11 protein-coding genes are annotated in these 21,648 nt (G+C 61.8%); all 11 read left to right on the top strand.

Features of this window, described 5'->3' with window-relative positions:
* Positions 1-403 precede the first annotated feature (403 nt).
* Positions 404-538: a 50S ribosomal protein L34 gene (gene rpmH / locus PSOLE_RS02840; protein WP_002551315.1), complete on the top strand. Its 135-nt coding sequence runs from the start codon at positions 404-406 to the stop codon at positions 536-538.
* A 13-nt stretch (positions 539-551) separates the two neighbouring features.
* Positions 552-956, top strand: coding sequence for a ribonuclease P protein component (gene rnpA, locus PSOLE_RS02835; protein ID WP_003465119.1), 405 nt, complete (start codon positions 552-554; stop codon positions 954-956).
* Positions 949-1,194 carry a membrane protein insertion efficiency factor YidD gene (gene yidD, locus PSOLE_RS02830; protein WP_003465117.1) on the top strand — a complete coding sequence of 82 codons (246 nt, stop codon included), beginning with the start codon at positions 949-951 and terminating at the stop codon, positions 1,192-1,194. The genes rnpA and yidD overlap by 8 nt, the downstream gene beginning before the upstream one ends.
* Before the next feature lie 2 nt (positions 1,195-1,196).
* Positions 1,197-2,942: a membrane protein insertase YidC gene (gene yidC / locus PSOLE_RS02825; protein ID WP_074856721.1), complete on the top strand. Its 1,746-nt coding sequence runs from the start codon at positions 1,197-1,199 to the stop codon at positions 2,940-2,942.
* Between the two features lie 177 nt (positions 2,943-3,119).
* On the top strand, positions 3,120-4,487 hold the full coding sequence (mnmE, locus tag PSOLE_RS02820; protein ID WP_074856718.1) for a tRNA uridine-5-carboxymethylaminomethyl(34) synthesis GTPase MnmE: 1,368 nt from the start codon (positions 3,120-3,122) through the stop codon (positions 4,485-4,487).
* 183 nt (positions 4,488-4,670) lie between these two features.
* Positions 4,671-5,876: a tyrosine-type recombinase/integrase gene (locus tag PSOLE_RS02815; RefSeq protein ID WP_074856715.1), complete on the top strand. Its 1,206-nt coding sequence runs from the start codon at positions 4,671-4,673 to the stop codon at positions 5,874-5,876.
* A 275-nt stretch (positions 5,877-6,151) separates the two neighbouring features.
* Positions 6,152-7,252, top strand: a complete 1,101-nt coding sequence (locus PSOLE_RS02810; RefSeq protein ID WP_074856712.1) for a Fic family protein — start codon at positions 6,152-6,154, stop codon at positions 7,250-7,252.
* Positions 7,253-7,261: 9 nt separating this feature from the next.
* Complete coding sequence (locus PSOLE_RS02805) at positions 7,262-12,535, top strand: DEAD/DEAH box helicase (protein WP_074856709.1); 5,274 nt, start codon at positions 7,262-7,264, stop codon at positions 12,533-12,535.
* Positions 12,536-12,541: 6 nt separating this feature from the next.
* Positions 12,542-15,331, top strand: coding sequence for a helicase-related protein (locus PSOLE_RS02800; protein WP_074856706.1), 2,790 nt, complete (start codon positions 12,542-12,544; stop codon positions 15,329-15,331).
* On the top strand, positions 15,331-16,758 hold the full coding sequence (locus tag PSOLE_RS02795; RefSeq protein ID WP_074856703.1) for an ATP-binding protein: 1,428 nt from the start codon (positions 15,331-15,333) through the stop codon (positions 16,756-16,758). The genes PSOLE_RS02800 and PSOLE_RS02795 overlap by 1 nt, the downstream gene beginning before the upstream one ends.
* Positions 16,755-21,647, top strand: coding sequence for an Eco57I restriction-modification methylase domain-containing protein (locus PSOLE_RS02790; RefSeq protein WP_223084750.1), 4,893 nt, complete (start codon positions 16,755-16,757; stop codon positions 21,645-21,647). Before PSOLE_RS02795 ends, PSOLE_RS02790 begins: the two co-directional genes overlap by 4 nt.
* Position 21,648 lies beyond the last annotated feature (1 nt).

The raw sequence follows: 21,648 nt of genomic DNA, 5'->3' as shown, positions 1-21,648 counted from the left end.
TCATCAGATTTATCAGTAGCTGCGTAAGCATTGTGGATAAGCCCCCCATAAGCTTCTGTAAAAGCCTGGGGATGAACGTGCGGATAACCCTGCTGTGGGTAACACGGCATTCTATCCTCAGGCTGTCTGCAGGACACGCACAGACGAACCACGCCTTTTGGACAGACTTATCATCGCCGGAAGAGCAAGCAGCGCGCAGCAGCCAAAGGGTTGTCCACAGACGCCGACAGCACCATTCAACATAAACATAGAAAAAGAGCTTTAAACCCTTTTCCTTCTTTCTATTTCTATCTAGCGAATAAGGTTGGTTGGAAATTGACCTGCAGCGTGGCTTTCTCTAGAATTGCCGGTCTCTTAAAACCGGGGTCATACCGACCCTAGTCGATCACCCAGGTAACGCACCATGAAACGCACTTTCCAACCCAGCACCATCAAGCGCGCTCGCACCCACGGTTTCCGTGCCCGTATGGCCACCAAGAACGGCCGCGCCGTCCTGTCGCGTCGTCGCGCCAAGGGCCGCAAGCGTCTTGCTGTCTAATTAATCCAGACAGGTGGTGAGTCGAGGCTTCGGCCGGGAAAAGCGACTGCTGACTCCCCGGCAATTCAAGGCAGTCTTCGACTCCCCAAGCGGTAAAGCTCCGGGCAAAAGTGTCCTGCTGCTAGCGCGCGATAACCAGCTTGATCATCCCCGCCTAGGTTTGGTGATCGGCAAAAAGAGCGTCAAGCTCGCCGTCGAGCGCAACCGCATCAAGCGTCAAATCCGCGAGTCCTTTCGCCTCAATCAGGACAACCTGACAGGCTGGGACATCGTGGTGGTCGCCCGCAAAGGGCTAGGCGATCTGGAGAATAGCGAACTTGCTCAGCAGTTCGGCAAACTCTGGAAACGCTTGGCCCGAAGCCGGCCCAGTCGCGACGCAGACTTATCCCCCGGGACAAGCGACAATCCCCATGCGTAAAGCGGCTCTAGCCTGTATTAAGGTGTATCGCTACGCCATCAGTCCGCTGATGGCCAGTCATTGTCGCTTCTATCCCAGCTGCTCCTGCTATGCCTACGAAGCCATCGAGCAACATGGCTTCCTGCGTGGTGGCTGGCTGACAGCGCGCCGTCTCGGTCGCTGTCACCCCTGGAATGCCGGCGGTTTCGATCCAGTTCCACCCGTTAAAACATCCCGTTCCCCTTCGATGGCCGAATAATCATGGATATCCAACGTTCGATCCTGATCGTCGCCCTGGCAGTCGTGTCCTACCTCATGGTCCTGCAATGGAACGAGGACTATGGCCAGGCTGCCCTGCCAGCCGAGGTTAGTACCTCGACCGCTGCGACGCCTGCCCTGCCCGACACCCCTGCTGCAACCGCCAGCACCAGCGGCGACGACATTCCCACTGCCGTGGCCGAGCCGACTGCTGCTGCCGTTGCGCCTACCGCCGCTGTCAGCGACGAGCTGATTCGCGTCAAGACCGATGTGCTGGACCTGGCCATCGACCCACGTGGTGGCGATATCGTGCAGCTGCGTCTGCCGCAGTACCCGCGTCGTCAGGACCGCCCGGACGTTCCGTTCCAGCTGTTCGATAACGGCAACGAGCGTACCTACCTGGCACAGAGCGGCCTGATCGGTCCGAACGCACCGGACAAATCCAGCGGTCGTTCCCTATGGAGCAGCGAGAAGCAGAACTACGAGCTGGCCGAAGGCCAGGACAGCCTGGTGGTCGATCTCAAGCTCAGCGAGAACGGCGTCAACTACATCAAGCGCTACAGCTTCAAACGCGGCCTCAACCCGCAGTGCTCGGCGCGTGAGCAACAGTTGAAGAAGCCTGGCTGCATCGATCCGTCCGCCTATCAGGTTGACGTGCGTTACCTGATCGACAACCAGAGCGAGCAAGCCTGGAGCGGTAACCTGTTCGCCCAGCTCAAGCGCGACAACAGCGGCGACCCGTCCTCGACCACCGCTACCGGCACCGCCACCTACCTCGGCGCGGCACTGTGGACCCCCGACGAGCCCTACAAGAAGGTGTCGATGAAGGACATGGACAAGCAGCCCTTCAAGGAAACCGTACAGGGCGGCTGGGTCGCCTGGCTGCAGCACTACTTCGTCACTGCCTGGGTACCGAGCAAGGACAGCACCAACCTGGTACAGACCCGCAAGGACAGCCAGGGTAACTACATCGTCGGCTTTACCGGCCCGTCCGTGCAGGTCGCAGCCGGCGCGCAGGGCGAAACTGGCGCGATCCTCTATGCCGGTCCCAAGCTGCAGGAGCACCTGGCCACCCTGTCGCCGGGTCTGGAACTGACCGTCGACTACGGCTTCCTGTGGTTCCTGGCGCAGCCGATCTTCTGGCTGCTGGAAGCGATCCACAGCGTGCTCGGCAACTGGGGTTGGTCGATCATTGTCCTGACCATCATCATCAAGCTGATCTTCTTCCCGCTGTCGGCTGCCAGCTACCGCTCCATGGCGCGTATGCGCGCCGTATCGCCGAAACTGCAGGCGCTGAAGGAGCAGTTCGGCGACGACCGCCAGAAGATGTCCCAGGCGATGATGGAGCTGTACAAGAAGGAGAAGATCAACCCGCTGGGCGGCTGCTTACCGATCCTGGTGCAGATGCCGGTATTCCTCGCCCTGTACTGGGTACTGCTGGAATCGGTCGAGATGCGTCAGGCGCCCTGGCTGCTGTGGATCACCGACCTGTCGATCAAGGATCCGTTCTTCATCCTGCCGATCATCATGGGCGCGACCATGTTCATCCAGCAGCAGCTCAACCCGACGCCGCCGGACCCCATGCAGGCCCGCGTGCTGAAGCTGATGCCGATCATCTTCACCTTTTTCTTCCTGTGGTTCCCGGCTGGTCTGGTGCTGTACTGGGTGGTCAACAACATCCTGTCCATCGCCCAGCAGTGGTACATTACGCGCAAGATCGAAGCGGCAGCGAAAACGGCCAACGCCTGATTCGCCAAGGCTTCCAAGCATCAAGCAAACGCCCCATGATTGGGGCGTTTTGCTATCCAAGCATTTATCGTAGGAGCGAGCTCTGCTCGCGAATCGCTGCATCCACAAGCTTCGCAAGCAGAGAATCAGGCTTCCCCCTCGCTCCCATATTCAGCCGTACGCATCGAGTAAACCGCCATGAGCCATGCCCGAGACACCATTGCCGCCGTCGCCACTGCCCAGGGTCGGGGTGGTGTGGGCATCGTGCGGGTATCCGGTCCTCTTGCAGGTCAATTGGCTAAGGCCATTTGCCGACGCGAGTTGAAGCCGCGCTTCGCTCATCACGGGCCGTTCTATGGCGAGAGCGAGCTGACGCTGGATGAAGGTCTGGCCATCTACTTTCCTGGCCCCAACTCCTTCACTGGTGAAGACGTACTGGAACTTCAAGGCCACGGTGGCCCGGTGGTGCTCGATCTGCTGCTGCGCCGCTGCATGGCGCTGGGGGCACGCCTGGCGCGACCTGGTGAGTTCAGCGAACGCGCCTTCCTCAATGACAAGCTCGACCTGGCTCAGGCCGAGGCCATCGCCGATCTGATCGAAGCCAGCTCCGAACAGGCCGCACGCAATGCCCTGCGTTCGCTGCAGGGCGAGTTCTCCAAACGCGTGCATGCACTGACCGAGTCTTTGATCCAGCTACGCATATACGTCGAAGCCGCCATTGATTTTCCCGAAGAAGAGATCGACTTTCTCGCCGATGGCCATGTGCTGAGCCAGCTCGACAGCGTGCGTACAGACTTATCCACAGTATTGCGCGAAGCGGGCCAGGGCGCCCTGCTGCGCGACGGTATGACCGTGGTCATAGCCGGCCGACCCAATGCCGGCAAGTCCAGCCTGCTCAATGCCCTGGCTGGGCGTGAAGCCGCTATCGTCACTGATATCGCCGGTACCACCCGCGACGTCTTGCGCGAACATATCCATATCGACGGCATGCCCCTGCACGTGGTCGATACAGCGGGTCTGCGTGATACCGACGATCAGGTCGAGCGCATCGGTGTGGAGCGTGCGCTCAAGGCCATCGGCGAGGCCGATCGCGTACTACTGGTAGTGGACTCCACTGCGCCGGAAGCCGCCGAACCCTTTGCTCTCTGGCCAGAGTTTCTGGAGCAGCGTCCGGATCCAGCACGGGTCACCCTGATCCGCAACAAGGCCGACCTTTCCGGCGAAGCGGTAGCGCTGCAAACCAGTGCCGATGGCCACGTCACACTCAGCCTGTCGGCCAAATCTACCGATGGCCTCGATCTGCTGCGCGAGCACCTGAAGGCCTGCATGGGTTATCAACAGACCGCAGAGAGCGGCTTCAGCGCTCGGCGGCGCCACCTCGAAGCGTTGCTGAAGGCGCAGCAGTACCTTGAGCACGGCCGCAACCAGCTCACTCTGATGGGCGCCGGCGAACTGCTGGCCGAGGATCTACGCATGGCCCAGCAGGCATTGGGCGAGATCACCGGCGCCTTCAGCAGCGACGACCTGCTGGGGCGGATCTTCTCCAGCTTCTGCATCGGGAAGTGAGGTGGGGTCCATGGACGTCCATTGATGTCTGCTGATACGCCTGTAATCCGCATAAATAAAGGGATTTTTGTCTACTGAGTGATTCGGTGATACAGTCAAAGCCACTCACTTTTATGTCCAAGTTTAGTTCCAAGTAGCGGGTTTATTGCTTTCTTCCCTCTACTTGGACATACGGAGGATGAGATGGCACTGACCGACAACGCACTCAAGGCGCTCAAGCCCAGAGACAAGACCTACACGGTCACCGACGATCGGGGGCTTCATGTGGAAGTCTTCCCGACCGGGGGCATCGTCTGGCGTTACCGCTACCGCCTGAATGGCAAGTACGAGAAGCTGACGCTGGGCAAATACCCCGCGCTGACTCTGAAGAATGCTCGCCTGAAACGGGATGAGGCGGCCCAGCAAGTAGCAATGGGCGAATCGCCAGCAAAGAAGAAACAGCAAGCCAAGGTGGCTGGTGCAGAAGACGCCACCGTGGCCAACTTCGCCGAACGCTTCTTCAAGGATATCCAGTCACGCGACCGCAAGGACGTGACCATGCCGCGCCGCTACCTAGAAAAGGACATCCTGCCCCACATCGGCAGCAAGCCGGTCCGGGACATTACCGCCGAGGACGTGCGCGGCGTCATCTGGCGCAAGAAAGAACAAGGCTTCGACGCCGCTGCTGGTCAGGTGCGTGGCCTGCTCAAGCGCATGTTCGACTACGCGCTGACCTGCGGGCTGGTACAGTCCAACCCGGTGATGGCCTTGCCGATGCGGCACGTCTACCGTTCAGTCGCTCGTGATCGGGCACTGACACCGGAAGAAATCAAGCTGTTCCTGCGCGCCATGCAGACCTCCAACATCCGCCGCCAGTTCAAGATCGCCTTCCAGTTGATCCTGATGACGCTGGTGCGCAAGTCCGAGCTGATGCTGGCGCAGTGGAAGGACGTGCATCTGGACGAAGGCGAATGGCACATCCCGGTTGAGAACTCCAAGACCGGCAAACCGCACATCGTCTACCTGTCCATCCAGGCGCAGACACTGTTCAAGGAACTCAAGCCGCTGGCCAGCAGCAGCGTCTGGGTGCTGCCAGGGCGTGGCACCCTGGCCAAGCCCTTCGCCAGCAACGCGCTGAACCAGGCACTGAAGGTGTCATTGCAGGGGCAGGAGATTCCCGCCTTCACCATCCATGACCTTCGGCGCACTGCTTCGACCTTGTTGCATGAGCAGGGCTGGCCTTCGGATGTGGTGGAAAAGGCGCTGAACCACACCATCGGCGGCGTGCGCGGCGTCTACAATCGGGCGGAGTACGCCGAGCAAAGGCGAGAGATGTTGCAGGCGTGGTCGGACTACATCGACGGGCTGGCGCCGTCGGGGAATTTGGTGATCGGTGCCGCTTCGGCTTAAGGGGGCCTTTTCCGGGTAGGGCCGTTGTCCCTTGGGCGCCATTCCCTTGCCTTCCCTTTGCGTTCTGATCCTTGCTGTCGGGGCAGTTATCAACCATTGGTTGACAACTGCCTTGGGAGCTCCGGTTAGCCATGCTTGCTGCGCAAGACTCTCATGGCCTGTTTTGCGCTCAGGAAATGGAGGTAATCAAACGATAGAATAGGGTATTTTCCATATTCAATGCCCTATTTAAAGGGTACAATTACCCCATTTACACAGCCTGGACTTGCCTTTCCATGCACTCGCTCACACCCGAGTACCTTGACGCGCTTCGCTTCGATGGCACCCAGGCCGCCACGTTGCGCACACTGGGCGAGTACCAGGGCAAGCAGCAGCTCTACGTAGCGCAGTCGCCCGAAGCCCTCAAAGGGCTACGCCAGATCGCGGTGGTGGAGTCCAACGAATCGTCCAACCGGCTGGAAGGCGTTGTCGTCGCACCCTCGCGGTTGAAGTCCCTGGTCATCCGCAACGCAACACCAAAGAACCGGTCGGAGCAGGAGATCGCCGGCTACCGTGATGCCCTGGCGCTGATCCACGAATCGGCCGCGCACATGCCCTTCAGCGAGGGCGTAGTGCTGCAACTGCACACCCTGCTGTACCGCTATATGCCGCAGGCGGGCGGGCGCTGGAAGGCTACCAATAACGACATCATCGAACGCCACCCTGACGGCACGTCGTGTCTGCGCTTCCCACCAGTGGCTGCGCACCTGACACCCATGGCCATGGCCGATCTGACTGGCCGCTACGCCACCGCCCTGGACCAGCACCTGGCCGACCCTCTGGTACTGGTGCCGCTGGCGATGCTCGACTTCCTGTGCATCCATCCCTTCCCTGACGGCAACGGCCGCATGTCCCGCTTGCTGACCTTGCTGCTGCTCTACCACTTCGACTATGCCGTGGGGCGCTATATCAGTCTCGAACGCATCTTCGAGGACACCAAGGAAGGTTATTACGAGACGCTGGAAGCCAGCTCTCAGGGCTGGCACCAAGGGCAGCATGACGTCAAACCCTGGCTCGACTACTTCTGGGGTGCCTTGCTACGGGCCTACCGTGAGTTCGAGGAGCGTGTCGGCACCATCGAGCGTGGCCGCGGCAGCAAAGGCGACCGGGTGAGGACGGAAGTTCTGGGGCGCACCCTGCCGTTTTCGATTTCCGAGATTGAAGAAGCCTGCCCGGGTGTGAGCCGGGACATGGTGCGGCTGGTGCTGCGAGCGATGAAATCAGAGGGGTTGATCGAATCGACCGGCAAGGGGCGGGGGGCGAAATGGAAGCGCATCACAGCAGGCACCTCCGGTAGTACAGCGGTTCTGGCGATTGGCCACAAGATGGATCAGTGAGGACTCTCCATGGATAACGTTTTCCAGTTCCGCGATCAGCTCATCGAACGATACGGCAGCTTTTCCCGCAGTTTTGTTCGCATCGCTGCGCCTGATATCCAGGCCGAGGTCGAGCATCAATATGCGCAAGGCCGCTACTGGCCTGAGCCGCTGGTACAGATCAACCCGAATTACCAACGCAAGGGCACGGTGCAGAACCTGGCGGCACAGGGGGTCTTGCATGCTGCCTGCGCAGAGATCTTCCAGGTCGGGAAGTCTGAAGGTTCGCCAGAACCCCTGCATCTTTACAAGCACCAGATGGAAGCCTTGGCCAAAGGCCAGGAACGCCAAAGCTATGTGGTCACGACCGGAACGGGGTCGGGGAAGTCCCTGTCCTTTTTCATCCCGATCATCGACCGCATTCTCAAGGCCAAGCAATCCGATGGCAAAGCACGTACCAGGGCCATTGTCATCTACCCGATGAATGCCCTGGCCAACAGTCAGCTGGAAGAACTCGACAAGTTTCTGCATGGCTATGCGCCAGAGCGTCGTCCCTTCACCGTCAAGCGCTACACCGGCCAGGAAAGCAAGGCGGAACGCAGCGCCATCGCGGATGACCCGCCCGATATCCTGCTCACCAACTTCATGATGCTGGAGTACATCCTGACCCGCTTCGACGAAGTGGATCGGCGTGTGGTGGAACACTGCGAGGGACTTGAGTTCCTGGTGCTGGATGAGTTGCATACCTATCGTGGCCGTCAAGGGGCGGACGTTGCCTTGCTGGTGCGGCGCCTGCGAGAGCGCTTGAAAGCCGAGCAACTGGTCTGCATCGGCACGTCGGCCACCATGTCCAGCACAGGTAGCCAAGCCGACCGCAACCGCGTGGTGGCCGATGTGGCCAGCAAACTTTTTGGCACCCAGATCAGCGAGCATGACGTCATCGGCGAGACCTTGGAGCGCGTCACCAACCCGCTCAAGGACGTCAACGCCATCCGCACAGAACTACTGGCGGCCGTTACGCGAAAGCAGGATATCTGGGCTGACTTCGATGCCTTTCGCAATGATCCGTTATCCATCTGGGTGGAATTGAACCTGGGTATCGAACTGCCTGCCGACGAGCCGCCAAGGCGCGCGAGACCCATGACGCTGGAAGAGGCAAGCCGCCGTCTCGCCGAAGACGCGGGCTGCCAGCCTGAAGCCGCTCGCACCGCCCTGCAGCGCTTTCTGGTGGCTGCCCATGATGTGCGCACGCCCCAGGGCAGGCCGCCTTTCGCGTTCAAGCTGCACCAGTTCATCAGTGGACCGGGCAAGGTGCTCACCACGTTGGAAGAGCGGGGTAAGCGCCATGTCACGCTCGATGCCCAGCGTTTCGCACCTGGGCGGCAACAAGAGAATGTGCTGCTTTACCCCACGCACTTCTGCCGCGATTGCGGCCAGGAGTACCTGCCTGTCTGGCACACGCAGCAACCGGTCAGCTTCAGCCCGCGTGAAATCGACGACATCGCGGCAGAAGACGACGCCAGCTATGGCTTTCTGTGCCCTTTGGTGCCCGGCCAGCAATACGGCGGCCTGCTCGAAGACCTGCCGGAAACCTGGATCGACCTCAGCCGTAGCGAGCCCAAAGTCAAGTCAGCCTACAAGAATGCCGTTCCCTATATGGTCACGGTCGATGCCAAAGGGCAATCGGGCTCGGGGACGGAGTTCTGGTTCATTCCGGGAAAGTTCCGCTTCTGCCTGAACTGCGGCACGACACACGAAGCCCACGGCAAGGATGCCAATCGCCTCTCCAGCCTGTCCGGCGAAGGCCGCTCCTCGGCCACGACCATGATTGCCCTGGCGGCCTTGCAGCAATTGTTCGCACTTTCCGAACCTGCGCCAGGGCAGCCTGACCCACGCAAGTTGCTTGGGTTTACCGACAACCGCCAGGATGCCGCCCTGCAGGCGGGGCATTTCAACGACTTCATTTTCCTGCTCACGCTGCGCGCCGGCTTGATCGGCGCACTACAGGGCAGCGGCGGCCAGCTCGATGAAGAACACTTGGCCGAAAGCGTATTCAAGGCCCTCGGCTTTCAAGGGGTCGATGAAGCCACCTTGGTGGAATATCTGCGCACCCCCAAACTCATGGGACTGGCCCGACAAGAAGCGCAACGCACATTGCGCTTCATCATCGCCTACCGGCTACTGCGTGATCTGCGGCGTGGCTGGCGCTTCAATAATCCGAATCTGGATCAACTCGGCCTGTTGCGGATTCGCTATCGAGACCTGGATGCCTTTTGCGCCGACGCCAGCATCTTTGCTGCAAACAGCACCTTGACCAAATTGACGGCAGTGCAACGGACAGTTCTGTTCGAATTACTGTTCGACACCTTGCGCCGCCATCTGTGCCTGGAAAGTCGTTACCTCGACCCGGTCGAGCAGGACAAGGCACGCACCAGCGCCCACACCTACCTGAATGAACGTTGGGCCTTCGCGCCCGACGAGAAACTCGATACCGGCCGCCATCTCATCCTCGGCAAGCGCCCGGAATACAAGGGCAAGCCGCGCACCGACCTGGTGACAGGTGGTCCACGTTCCCGACTGCTGCGGCAAATCAAGACAGACAAACTTTGGCGAGACAGCGCTTGCGCCAGCGAGGTCATTCAGTGGAAAGATGCTGAGTGGGTCGAGCTGATCGAATACATGCTCAAGGCAGCCGGCAACTATGGTTACGTGCAAAAACATGCCATTGATTCGCAGCTCGCAGGCTGGCGCCTGAACGCGGCTGCCCTGGACTGGTGCCTGATTGCCGATCAGCCGCAAACTGATAGCAATCGGATCAACCAGTATTTCCGCACCTTGTATCTCGGCATTGCCGACCTGCTGCGTCAGCCTTCGCATCCGCTGTTCGACTTCGAGGCCCAGGAACACACCGCCCAGGTGGATGCGCCACGCCGGCAACTGCTGGAGCAGCGTTTTCGCTACACCGAAAAAGACAGGCAGGACTGGGCGCAGAACCCGGCCCACGAAGCGCCGTTGGAACGTCTGCCGGTGATGTTCTGCTCCCCCACGATGGAGCTTGGCGTGGATATCTCCGCGCTCAACACCGTGTACCTGCGCAATGTGCCGCCGACCCCCGCCAACTACGCCCAGCGCAGCGGCCGTGCGGGTCGCTCGGGTCAGCAGGCGCTGGTCATCACCTATTGCGCGGCGCTCAGTCCGCATGACCAGTGGTTCTTCCACAATGCAGAGCAAATGGTGCATGGCGTCGTGCGCGCGCCAACCCTCGACCTGAGCAACCGCGATCTCATCGACAGCCATCTGCAAGCGGTCTGGCTGGCCAGCACCCAGGTGCCGCTGGACGACAGCATTGCGCCCATGCTGGATCTCGACCAACCTGGAAAACCACTGAAACAGCCCTTGCACGAAGCATTGCGGGCGCAGGCTGTCCAGCAGCGGGCCTTGGCCAGTGCCGACCGGGTCATCAACCAGCTTGAGGGCGAGCTTGAAGGCAGCGCCTGGTTCACGCCTGACTATGTGCGCCAGGTCATCGACAACGCGGCGCAAGCGTTCTCTGGGGCGCTGGAGCGCTGGCGCGTGCTGTTCGATGCCACCCGCCAACAGATGGATATGGCTGATCGCATCGTCAAGAGCCATACCGCCTCGCACACTGAACGCCAGAATGCCCAGCGCCGTTACGGCGACGCCGCGCGCCAGTACGCCGTGTTGCTCAAGTCCGGCAACGGCCAGAACAACGACTTCTACACCTATCGCTACTTGGCCAGCCAGGGCTTCCTGCCCGGCTACAACTTCCCGCGCCTGCCGCTGATGGCCTGGATTCCTGCCCGTGGAGGTCAGACGGTCAACGGCAAGGATGACGAAGGCAGCATGGTCAGCCGGCCGCGCTTCCTGGCCCTGTCCGAATTCGGCCCCCGCAGCCTCATTTATCACCAGGGCCGCATGTACCGCGTGGTGCGAGCCAAACTCAATGTAGGCAATACAGACCACATTTCCGGCAACAGCCAGTTGGCCACCATTGCCTCGTTGGTGTGCAGCCAGTGCGGCTACGGCCATCTCGGCGAGCCGGGCGGCGAACAGCCGCTGGTCAATCGCTGCGAGAACTGCGACGCCTTGCTCACCGAGCACGATTGGGTGCGCGAGCTCTACCGCATCGAAACCGTGGAGACCGTGGCCACCGAGCGCATCTCCATCAACGACGAGGAGCGCCAGCGTCAAGGCTTCGAGCTGCAAACCACTTACCGCTTCCTGCCCGGCCCCGATGGCCGTATCCAGCAGCAGAAGGCCACGATCCAACAAGGCGAGGACGTGCTGGGCGAGCTCACCTACGCGCCCGCTGCGCAAATCTGGCGCATCAACCGCGGCTGGCGCAGGCGCAAGGACAAGGAGCAACTGGGCTTCTACATCAACCCCATCACGGGCACCTGGAGCAAGCAGGATGCACCGGATGCGGAAGACGACCAGGGCGGCGACGATGCCTTGCTGGAAAAGGTGCCCAACCAACGCATCGTTCCCTTTGTGGAAGATCATCGCAATCTGCTGATCTTCGCTCCCGTACATGCCTTGCCTCTGGAGGCCATGGCCACTTTGCAGGCCGCGCTCAAGCGCGGTATCGAAATGACCTTCCAGATCGAGGAATCCGAACTGGTGGTCGAGCCACTGCCGAAGTCTGACGAGCGCCGCGCCTTGCTGTTCTACGAAGCGGCGGAAGGCGGTGCGGGTGTGCTCACACGCCTGGCAAACCATCGCGACGACCTTGCACTCGTCGCCAGCAATGCCCTGCAACTGATTCACCATCGCAAACCGCAGAGTGGCATTTGGACGCTGGACGATCTGCCGTCGCTGGAGCAGACCGATGAACTGGGCAATCATCAATGCGAGGCCGGCTGTTACCAATGCCTGCTCTCCTACTTCAACCAGCCGGATCACGAACACATCAACCGCCGCAATGCGGATGCGCTGAAACTGTTGGTCGCGCTGGCCAATGCTCAGGTGCAGCCCGTAACGAATAGCCCGGCCACCGTTGCCGCAACGACTTCAGAAGACGAGCTGCTCGACATCTGGCTGTCCGAACTCCGCCAGGCCGGGGCTAGACAACCTGATGCGGTCAATGTACCCGTCAACAATGGCGCGGCCATCGCCGCAGCCCAGTACAAGGCATCCCGTGCTCTGGTGTTTCTGTCCGCGGTGGATGAGCAGACCGCCAGCGTATTGCAGGACAAAGGCTGGCAGGTGCTCGATTTCTCGGACGCTTCACGCTGGCCACAACAATTCGCCGCGCACGCCGATGTGTTCGGTTCCAAGGAATAAAGGCGCATGACGATCCTCGAACACGACTTTCTACCCGGCAACCTGGTGCGCGCCCGAGGCCGCGAATGGGTGGTGCAGAGCGACTCCCGCCGCGACTGGTTGCGCCTGCGTCCATTGAGCGGCGCCGATGACGAAAGCATCGCCCTGATCCCCGAGTTGGAACTGCATCCCGTCGAACCTGCCACCTTCGACTGGCCCGATCCCGCACGCGCCGGCAACCACGCCGCCGCGCTGTTGCTACGCGATGCCTTGCGCCTCACCCTGCGCGCCGGCGCTGGGCCGTTCCGCTCCTTCGGCAACATCGCTGTCGAGCCGCGCGGCTACCAGCTTGTGCCGCTGCTGATGGCCTTGCGCCTGTCCACGGTGCGCCTGCTGATCGCCGATGACGTGGGCATCGGCAAGACCATCGAAGCCGGTCTGATCGCCCGCGAACTGATGGACCGTGGCGAAATCGCCCGCCTGGCCATCCTCTGCCCGCCACACCTGGTCGAACAATGGCAACGTGAGCTGGAGGCCCGTTTCAACCTGCATGCCATCGCGTTGACCTCGGCATCCGCATCGCGCATCGAACGCGACCTTCCGCATGGTGCGCGCCTGTTCGACCATCATCCCGTGGTGGTCGTCAGCCTGGACTACATCAAGAGCGAACGCCACCGCGAACAGTTTCTCGCCACCGCCCCCGAGTGCATCATCGTTGACGAGGCCCACACCTGCGCCAGCAGCGGCGCGGGCAAGCAATTGCGCTTCGAGTTGCTGCAACGCCTTGCCCGTGACGCGCAGCGACACCTGATTCTGCTGACCGCCACCCCTCACTCCGGTGACGAAACCGCCTTCTACAACTTGCTGTCGCTGCTCGATCCACGCTTTGCCGCCTTGCAAGGCCGCATGACAGCCTCCGACCCGCTGCGTCAGGAACTGGCGCGCCACTTCGTCCAGCGCCGTCGCAAGGACATCGTTGAATGGCAGGCCGAGACCCATGACGGACGAGGTTTTCCCCGCCGCATGAAAACCGAGCTGACCTACCAGCTCAGCGGCGAATGGGGCGCGTTCTTCGACGCCGTGCAGGATTACTGCCGCGAACTGGCTGAAACCATTGAGCAGCAAGAACAGCAAGGCGGCGCGCGCCTCATCTGGTACGCCACCCTGGCATTGTTGCGCTGCGTGGCATCGTCGCCCGCGGCCGCCGTCAAGGCCCTGACCACGAGGCTGGAAGGAACCCTGCCTGACGACGCCCTCCTCAGTGATGAACGCTTGCACGATGGCGAGGCCGATGATCTTTCCGGCAGTGATCTGGAGCCGCCCGCCCAGGTGCAGGATGCCGCGCCGCGCCTGCAAGCCCTGATCGCCGACGCGCAACGTCTTTCCGGCAAGGCCGGTGATCCCAAGCTGGCCGCGCTCATCCGGCATATTGACCTTCTTGTGAAGGATGGCTACCACCCGGTGGTGTTCTGCCGCTACATCGCCACCGCCCATTACGTGGCCGAACACATCAAGGCCGCTTTTCCGAAGGCCACCGTCGATGCCGTCACCGGCGAACTCACCCCCGAAGAACGCCGCGAGCGCGTGGACGACATGGAGGATGCCGAGCAACGCATCCTGGTCGCCACCGACTGCCTCTCCGAAGGCATCAACCTGCAACATCTGTTCACCGCTGTTGTTCACTACGATCTGGCCTGGAACCCCACTCGCCACGAACAGCGCGAAGGCCGCGTCGATCGTTTCGGTCAGCAAGCCGATGAAGTGCGCTGCACCATGCTCTACGGGCAGGACAACCCGGTGGATGGCTTCGTGCTCAACGTCATCCTGCGCAAAGGCGAGGCCATCCAGAAGGAACTCGGCGTGCTGGTGCCTCTGCCCGAGGACGAAGCCCGCATCAACCAGGCGCTGGTCAAAGCCGCGCTGATGAAACGCAGTGACAGCCGCGCCGCATCGCCCCAGGCGGCGTTCGACTTTGGCGAACCCGAACAGTTGCTGGCCCCGCTGCAAGCGCAATGGCAAGACGCCCTGGAAAAGGCCAAGGCCAACCGCACCGTCTTTGCCCAGCGCCGCATCAAGCCCGACGAAGTGCTGCCCGAATGGCACAAGCAGCAGCAGGCCCTGGGCACCCAGACTGACGTGCAGCGCTTCCTGCAAAGCGCCAGCGTGCGCTTGGGGTCGCCACTGGAAATCGGCCGCAAGCAAACCGCCCGTTTCCTGCCGCAACACCTGCCCGAAGCCCTGCGCCAACGCTTGGCCGACGAAGGCATAGACAGACCCCAGGTGATCGACTTCAGCGAACTGCACCGCAGCCATCCGCTGGTCGGCTTGCTGGCCCAACACCTGCTGGAAGACGCACTCGGCGGCGAACGTCCACTGGCCGCCCGTTGCGCCGCCACGCTGACCAATGACGTGGAAGTCGTCACCACCCTCTACCTGCTGCGCCTGCGCCACCAGCTCAGCTACGTGCGCCGCCGCGAGCCGTTCCAGATGATGGCCGAGGAAACCGTGGCCCTGGCCGTGCAAGGCCGCAACACGCCGCAATGGCTGGCCAATGACAGTGCCAGCCGTCTGCTCGAATGCACCCCCAGCGGCAACTTGCCGCCCGAGGCCGTGCAGCGTGAAGTGCGCGCCGCGCTGGATTATCTGGCTGCTCATCCACAGCAGTTGCAGGCACTGGCCGAGCAACGCGCCGCAGCGCTGCTGGCCGACCATCAGCGCGTGCGCGAAGCCGCCCGGGACATTGGCCAGTACAGCGTCAGCCCCTGCCTGCCCGTGGATGTGATGGGTGTGTACGTATTGCTGCCGGACGCTCTCTGATGATGCACGAGCCGCCCATGACAGAGACCGAAACCACCGAGCTCAAAAAGTCTCTGGCCGAACTGAAACAGGGGCTGGTTTCGCTGACCGCCATGCTCAACAAGCACGGCCAGGGCGAACTGTGGTTCGGCATTGCGCCAAACGGTAAAGCCGTGGGGCTGGAGATCAACGAAAAAACCCTGCGTGATGTCTCCCAGGCCATTGCCGCGCATATCGAACCCGCTATCTATCCACAAATCACCCAGCAGCTCATTGAGGGTAAGCATTGCCTGCAAATCAAGGCCGAGGGCTGGCAGCAGCCTTATCTGGCCTATGGCCGTGCCTACATGCGGGTGGCCGATGAAGATAAAAAACTCAGTGCCAGCGAACTGAAAAACCTCATCCTGCAAAGCAACCAGGATGCGCTGCGCTGGGAAAACGAACCCAGCGGCCTGGCGCTGGAACAATTGAACCCCGAAAAAATCAGCCGCTTCCTTGCACGCGCCGGCCTGCCGCCAGACAGCGTCGCCAACGCCCTGGAAAAGCTCGACCTGTTGCGCCAGGGTGCGCCCATCAACGCCGCCAAACTGTTTTTTGCCCACCAGCCCATCCAGTTGCGCTGCGCGGTATTTGCCACCACCACCAGCTCCACCATCATCGACCGTCATGATTTCGACGGCGATATCCTCGAACTGATCGAAGAAGCCGAAAAATACGCCCTCAAAAACATCCACATCGGCATGCGGCTGGAAGGCTTGCGCCGCGTGGACGTGCCAGAAATCCCCCTCAAGGCCATCCGCGAAGCGCTGGTCAACGCCTTTTGCCACCGCGACTGGCGCGACCCCGACTTTGTGCAGGTTGCCGTGTTCAAGGATCGCCTGGAAATCCGCAGCCCCGGCAGCCTCTACGGCAACCTGACCTTTGACGAGATACGCCAGGGCAACGTCTCCCGCCGCCGCAACCCGAAAATCGCAGAGCTGCTGCGCCGCATTCATCTGGTGGAAGCCTGGGGCCGAGGGGTGCCGTTGATTCTGGAAAACGCCCCGGATGCCAGCTTCATCGAAATCGGCGGGCTGTTCATTACCCGCTTCAAGCGGCCATCGGCGCTGGAGGTTGGTGCAGAAACCAGTACAGAAACCGTTGATACTAGTAGAGAAACCAGTACAGAAACTCTGAAAACTAGCAGAGAAAACGCCAAGACTGGTAGAGAAACCAGTACAGAAACTGCCCCTTCCGATGCACTGGCAGGGCTTTCAACAGCGCAAAAAATCCTGCACCACCTGCAATTGACACCGGCCAGCACCGCCAAAGACCTTGCCCAAAAAATCGGCATCACGGAAAAGGGCGTTCGCTATCACCTGGAGCAACTGAAGAAACAGGGCAGGCTGCGCCACGTTGGCCCGACCAAGGCTGGCCATTGGGAAATTCTGGGGGAGACCAAATCATGAAACGCATCCGCAAAACCCAGGCCACGCTCAACCTGCCCACCCTCAAGCTCGAAGGTGGCCTGTTCCTGCCCGACCAACTGGAAAAAGCCGCTCAGGGCCGCGCCAGTGCCCAGAGCGAGGCCGACTACGGCACCCCCAAAGGCGTCAAGCTCAAGGACGAATACAGCCGCGCTTTCCAGATCGCCTGCGCCCAATGGCAGCACTTTGCCGCGCAGATGGAACGCGCCGACGTCGATGCCGCGCAGCTCACCACCGCTTTCGTCCACGAACTGTTGCGCGACGCCTTTGGCTACACCACCTTGCAAGCCACGGCAGCACAGCCAGTGGGCGAACTGAGCTACCCGGTCAGCCTGATGGCAGGCAGCTTGCCTGTCCTGGTGGCACCACACACCCTGGGCCTGGACGAGGCCGACGCACGATTTGCCGTGCAGGGCGGCGGCAACCGCAGGAAAGCCCCGTTCCAGGCCATGCAGGAACTGCTCAACGCCAGCGAACCGCTGCAATGGGGCATCGTCAGCAACGGCAAGCAACTGCGCCTGCTGCGCGACGCGGCCAGCCTTACCCGCCCCAGCTTTCTCGAAGTCGATCTGGCCGACCTTCTGGGTGGCCAGCGTTATGCCGAATTCGCCAACGTTTGGCGTCTACTGCATGCCAGTCGCGCATTCCGCCTCGGCCAGGGCGCTATGGCGTGCATCTGGGAACAATGGCGCAGCGAAGGCCAGCAGGAAGGCACCCGCGTACGCGATGGCCTGCGCGATGGCGTCGAGCAGGCGCTGCTGACCTTCGGTCAGGGCTTCCTGCAACACCCCGACAACCACGCCCTGCGCACCGCCCTGCATGACGGCACACTCAGCAAGGACGCCTTTTTCCAACAACTGCTGCGCCTGGTCTACCGGCTCATCTTCGTCTTCACCGTGGAAGAGCGCGGCCTGCTGCATCCGCAGGACGATAGCGCCGAAGCACAAACCGCCCGCCGCGCCTATGCCGAAGGCTATGCCCTGGCCCGCCTGCGCGAGCTGTGCCTCAAACGCCGTGCCCGCACCCGGCACGACGACCAGTGGCAGGCCATCCGCATCGTCTTCCGTGGCCTGGCACAAGGCGAGCCGCGTCTGGCCTTGCCCGCCCTGGGCGGCCTGTTCGCTCCCGCGCAATGCCCAGATCTGGATGCCGCCAGCCTGGACAACGCCCACCTGCTGGCCGCCCTGCAGCACCTGCGCTGGGCCAAGCCGACCGGCGCGCAAAGCCTGGTGCCGGTGGACTACCGCAACATGGGCCCGGAAGAGCTGGGCAGTGTCTACGAAAGCCTGCTGGAACTGGTGCCCGCCATCGACCTGCCCGCCCGCACCTTCGGCTTCGTCGGCCGCACCGAGGAAGGCAGCACCGCCGGCAACGCCCGCAAGCTCACCGGCAGCTACTACACCCCCGACAGCCTGGTGCAGGAGCTGATCAGGAGCGCGCTCGACCCCGTCATCGAACAGCGTCTGGCAGCCAACCCGGCCAACCCCACCGAGGCGCTACTGGCCATCCGCGTCATCGACCCGGCCTGTGGCAGTGGCCACTTCCTGCTCGCCGCCGCTCGCCGGCTGGCGGAAAAACTGGCCCAGTTGCGCAGCCTGGAAGGTGGGCAGGAAGGCGCCATCCAGCCGCAGGACTACCGCCATGCCCTGCGCGAAGTGGTGGCCCGCTGCATCTACGGGGTGGACCGCAACCCCATGGCCATCGAACTGGCGCGCATGGCGCTGTGGCTGGAAGGCTACGAGGAAGGCCGCCCGCTGGGCTTTCTCGACCACCACCTGCAAGTGGGCGACGCCCTGCTGGGTCTGACCGACCTGAACGTGCTCGAGCAAGGTATCGCCAAGGATGCCTTCAAGCCCTTGAGCGGCGACGACAAGGACGCCTGCAAGGTACTGGCCAAGGCCAACGCCGCCGGTCTCAAGCAGATTGCCAGGGACCTGCAAGGCAAGCAGATGCTGCTGAGCGTGGACAACTGCAGCGGCCTCGATGCCCTGCGCGCCATCGAAACCCTGCCCGCCGACACCCCGGAGCAGGTGGCCGCCAAGGAACAGGCCTGGCGCCGCTTTCTGGAAGACTCCGCCCACAGCCCGCTCGCCCACGCCGCCGATGCGCTGGTGGGCGCCTACCTGCTGCCCAAGACGGAGGACACGGCAGAAACCGTGCCCACCAGCATCACCCTGCATGCGCTGCTGACCGACCCGCAACGCGCCCAGACCGAGCACGCCGCGCCCATCGCCGCCGCACGCGCGGCCTGCGAACAGGCGCGCGTGTTCCACTGGCCGCTGGCCTTCCCGCAGGTGTTTGCGCAGGGCGGCTTCGACTGTGTGCTGGGCAATCCGCCGTGGGAGGTGTCGCAGATGGGCGAGGAGGAATTCTTCGCCACGCGAGCACAGCACATTGCAGAACTGGCGGGCGATGCGCGCAAACAAGCCATTGCTGCACTGCCTGAAACCGATCCGCGTTTGTGGGATGAGTTTGTCAAAGAAAGCCAACGGATTGCGGCCGCCAACAACTTCTATCGGGAATCGGGACGCTTTCCGCTGACGGCTGTTGGCAAGCTCAACACCTATCCCTTGTTTGCCGAAACCATCCTGCAAATCCATGCCGACAGTGGCCGCGCCGGCTTCGTCGTGCCCACCGGCATCGCCACCGACGACAGCACCAAAGCCTACTTCGGGCACATCACCCAGAACCGGCGGCTGGTCAGCCTGTACGACATCGAGAACCGCGAAAAGCTGTTCCCCGCCGTCGATAGCCGCATGAAGTTCTGCCTGCTCACCCTGGGCGCAGCGGACCAGGCCGAATTCGTCTGCTTCGCCACCCAGGTCAGCCAACTGGCCGACCCGCGCCGTCGCTTCACCCTCACGCCCGACGAATTCCGTCTCATCAACCCCAACACGCTCACCTGCCCGGTGTTCCGCAGCGAGCGCGACGCGGAACTGACCAAGAAGCTCTACCGCGCCGCCCCGGTGCTGATGCGCGATGCCGTGATCGCAGGCGAGGGCAAGCAGGCCAAGGTGGTGGAACCCGCGCAAAACCCGTGGGGCATTACGTTCTCGCAAGGTCTATTCAACATGACCAGCGCAAGCCACCTGTTCAAGGACGAGCCAGCTGCCGATCGCCTGCCGCTGTACGAGGCCAAACTGATCCACCAGTTCGACCACCGCTGGGCCACCTACACACCGGACGGCAACAGCCGTGATGTCACGCCGGCGGAAAAGGCCGACCCGGCTTTCACCGTCACCCCGCGCTACTGGGTGCAAGCCCGCGAAGTCTGGCTGCGCGTCGCCCGCCTGCCCGAAGGCTTGATGAAGGCCCTCAAGGACGGCAACCCCCAGGCCACCGTGCTGTGTGTCACCCAGTTGCTGTTCGGGCGCTACCTGGCCGAACAACGCCAGACCCATCCCGGCCTGCGCCTTTACCCGGCCTGGCAAGGTTTCGTCAAACAGCATCCGTATGCGCAACAGGTCTCGCCGTGGTCCTTGGGGCTATGTGGCAATAACCCCACCGTGCTGCAACCACTCAATGACGACTACTTGCCCGGTGCGCCCGAACCGGAAGTGGTGCGCTACACAGAAGGGGCACGCAACGCCACCGGCTGGATTGCCATTGATCCGCAGATTGAAGAAGCCATGCTGAGATTGGCTGCTGATTACTGCCATCTACCCGCACCGGATGAGCCATTGGCAGACGAGCAGGCCGTGCTCGCCCTCGCCGAACGCTGGTTGCAGGCCGCCTGCCCACAGTGGCTGATGGGTTGGCGCGATATCACCAATGCGACCAATGAGCGGACGGTGATTGCGTCGGCGGTGCCGTTGGTGGGGGTGGGCCATACCATGCCGTTGTTCACCACGACCGCAAATGCTCAATTGGCGGCCTGCCTGCTGGGCAATCTGTGCTCACTGGTGCTTGATTACTGCGCTCGCGTGAAGGTGGGCGGTACACACCTGACGTATGGCTACTTGAAGCAGTTTCCTATCCTGCCACCCGAACACTACACCGAGGCTGACCTCGACTTCATCGTCCCGCGTGTGCTGGAGCTGACCTACACAGCCTGGGATCTGCAACCCTGGGCCGAGGAGTTGATAGGTGGATGGAAAACGGAAAATGGCGATTGGAAGCTTGGTACTCCCGACGCCATCCGTCGCTCGCCGCTGGTCCCATTCCCCTGTGATCCAGACCGTCGCGCCTATCTCCGTGGTCAATTAGATCAGTACTACGCCAAACTCTACGGCCTCACCGAGGAGGAACTACGCTATATCCTCGATCCCACCGACGTCATGGGCGAAGACTACCCCAGTGAAACCTTCCGCGTTCTCAAGGAAAAAGAAATTCGTGAGTATGGCGAATACCGCACGCGACGGCTGGTGCTGGAGGCTTGGGAGCGCTTGGAACAAGCACCCCCGGCCATCATTCCGCAAGCCCAACCTGCTCGCCCGAGCACGCCATTCCGTACCTATGCAGCGGGCTACACACCCGCTACCGAAGCTGAAGACTGGCTCGCGGGTTTAGTCTGCGACATTCTCCTTCAGACAGGTACTTGCGATGATGTTCGCCTGCGCCAGATTCTGCTGACAGACTTGCCGGAGCATATTCCGCACAGGGAGCTTCTGAGTGAGTGGCTGAAGCCGATCAAGAACGAGCGGTGGTCACATATCTGTGCCTGGCTGCGCAGCCTGTTGGGGGTGCCGACCACAGAACCTCTGTCTATCCGTGATGCGAAAGGTCTGGCACAGGTGCTGGGCGACAGTCGTACGGCATCGCTTGCCAGCGCCTTGATTGAGGCAAGGAAACAACAGGAGTTGGCTTTGGAGCAGGCATTGGCCGCACCAGAAACGCCCATGCAAACGGAAGGTCTGCAAAAAAGGGGATAAG

The sequence above is a fragment of the Pseudomonas oleovorans subsp. oleovorans genome (genome assembly GCF_002197815.1).
GTDB classification, from domain to species: Bacteria; Pseudomonadota; Gammaproteobacteria; order Pseudomonadales; family Pseudomonadaceae; genus Aquipseudomonas; species Aquipseudomonas oleovorans.
Note: the sequence above shows the minus strand (reverse complement) of the source record. Positions and strands in the feature narration are given on the sequence as shown.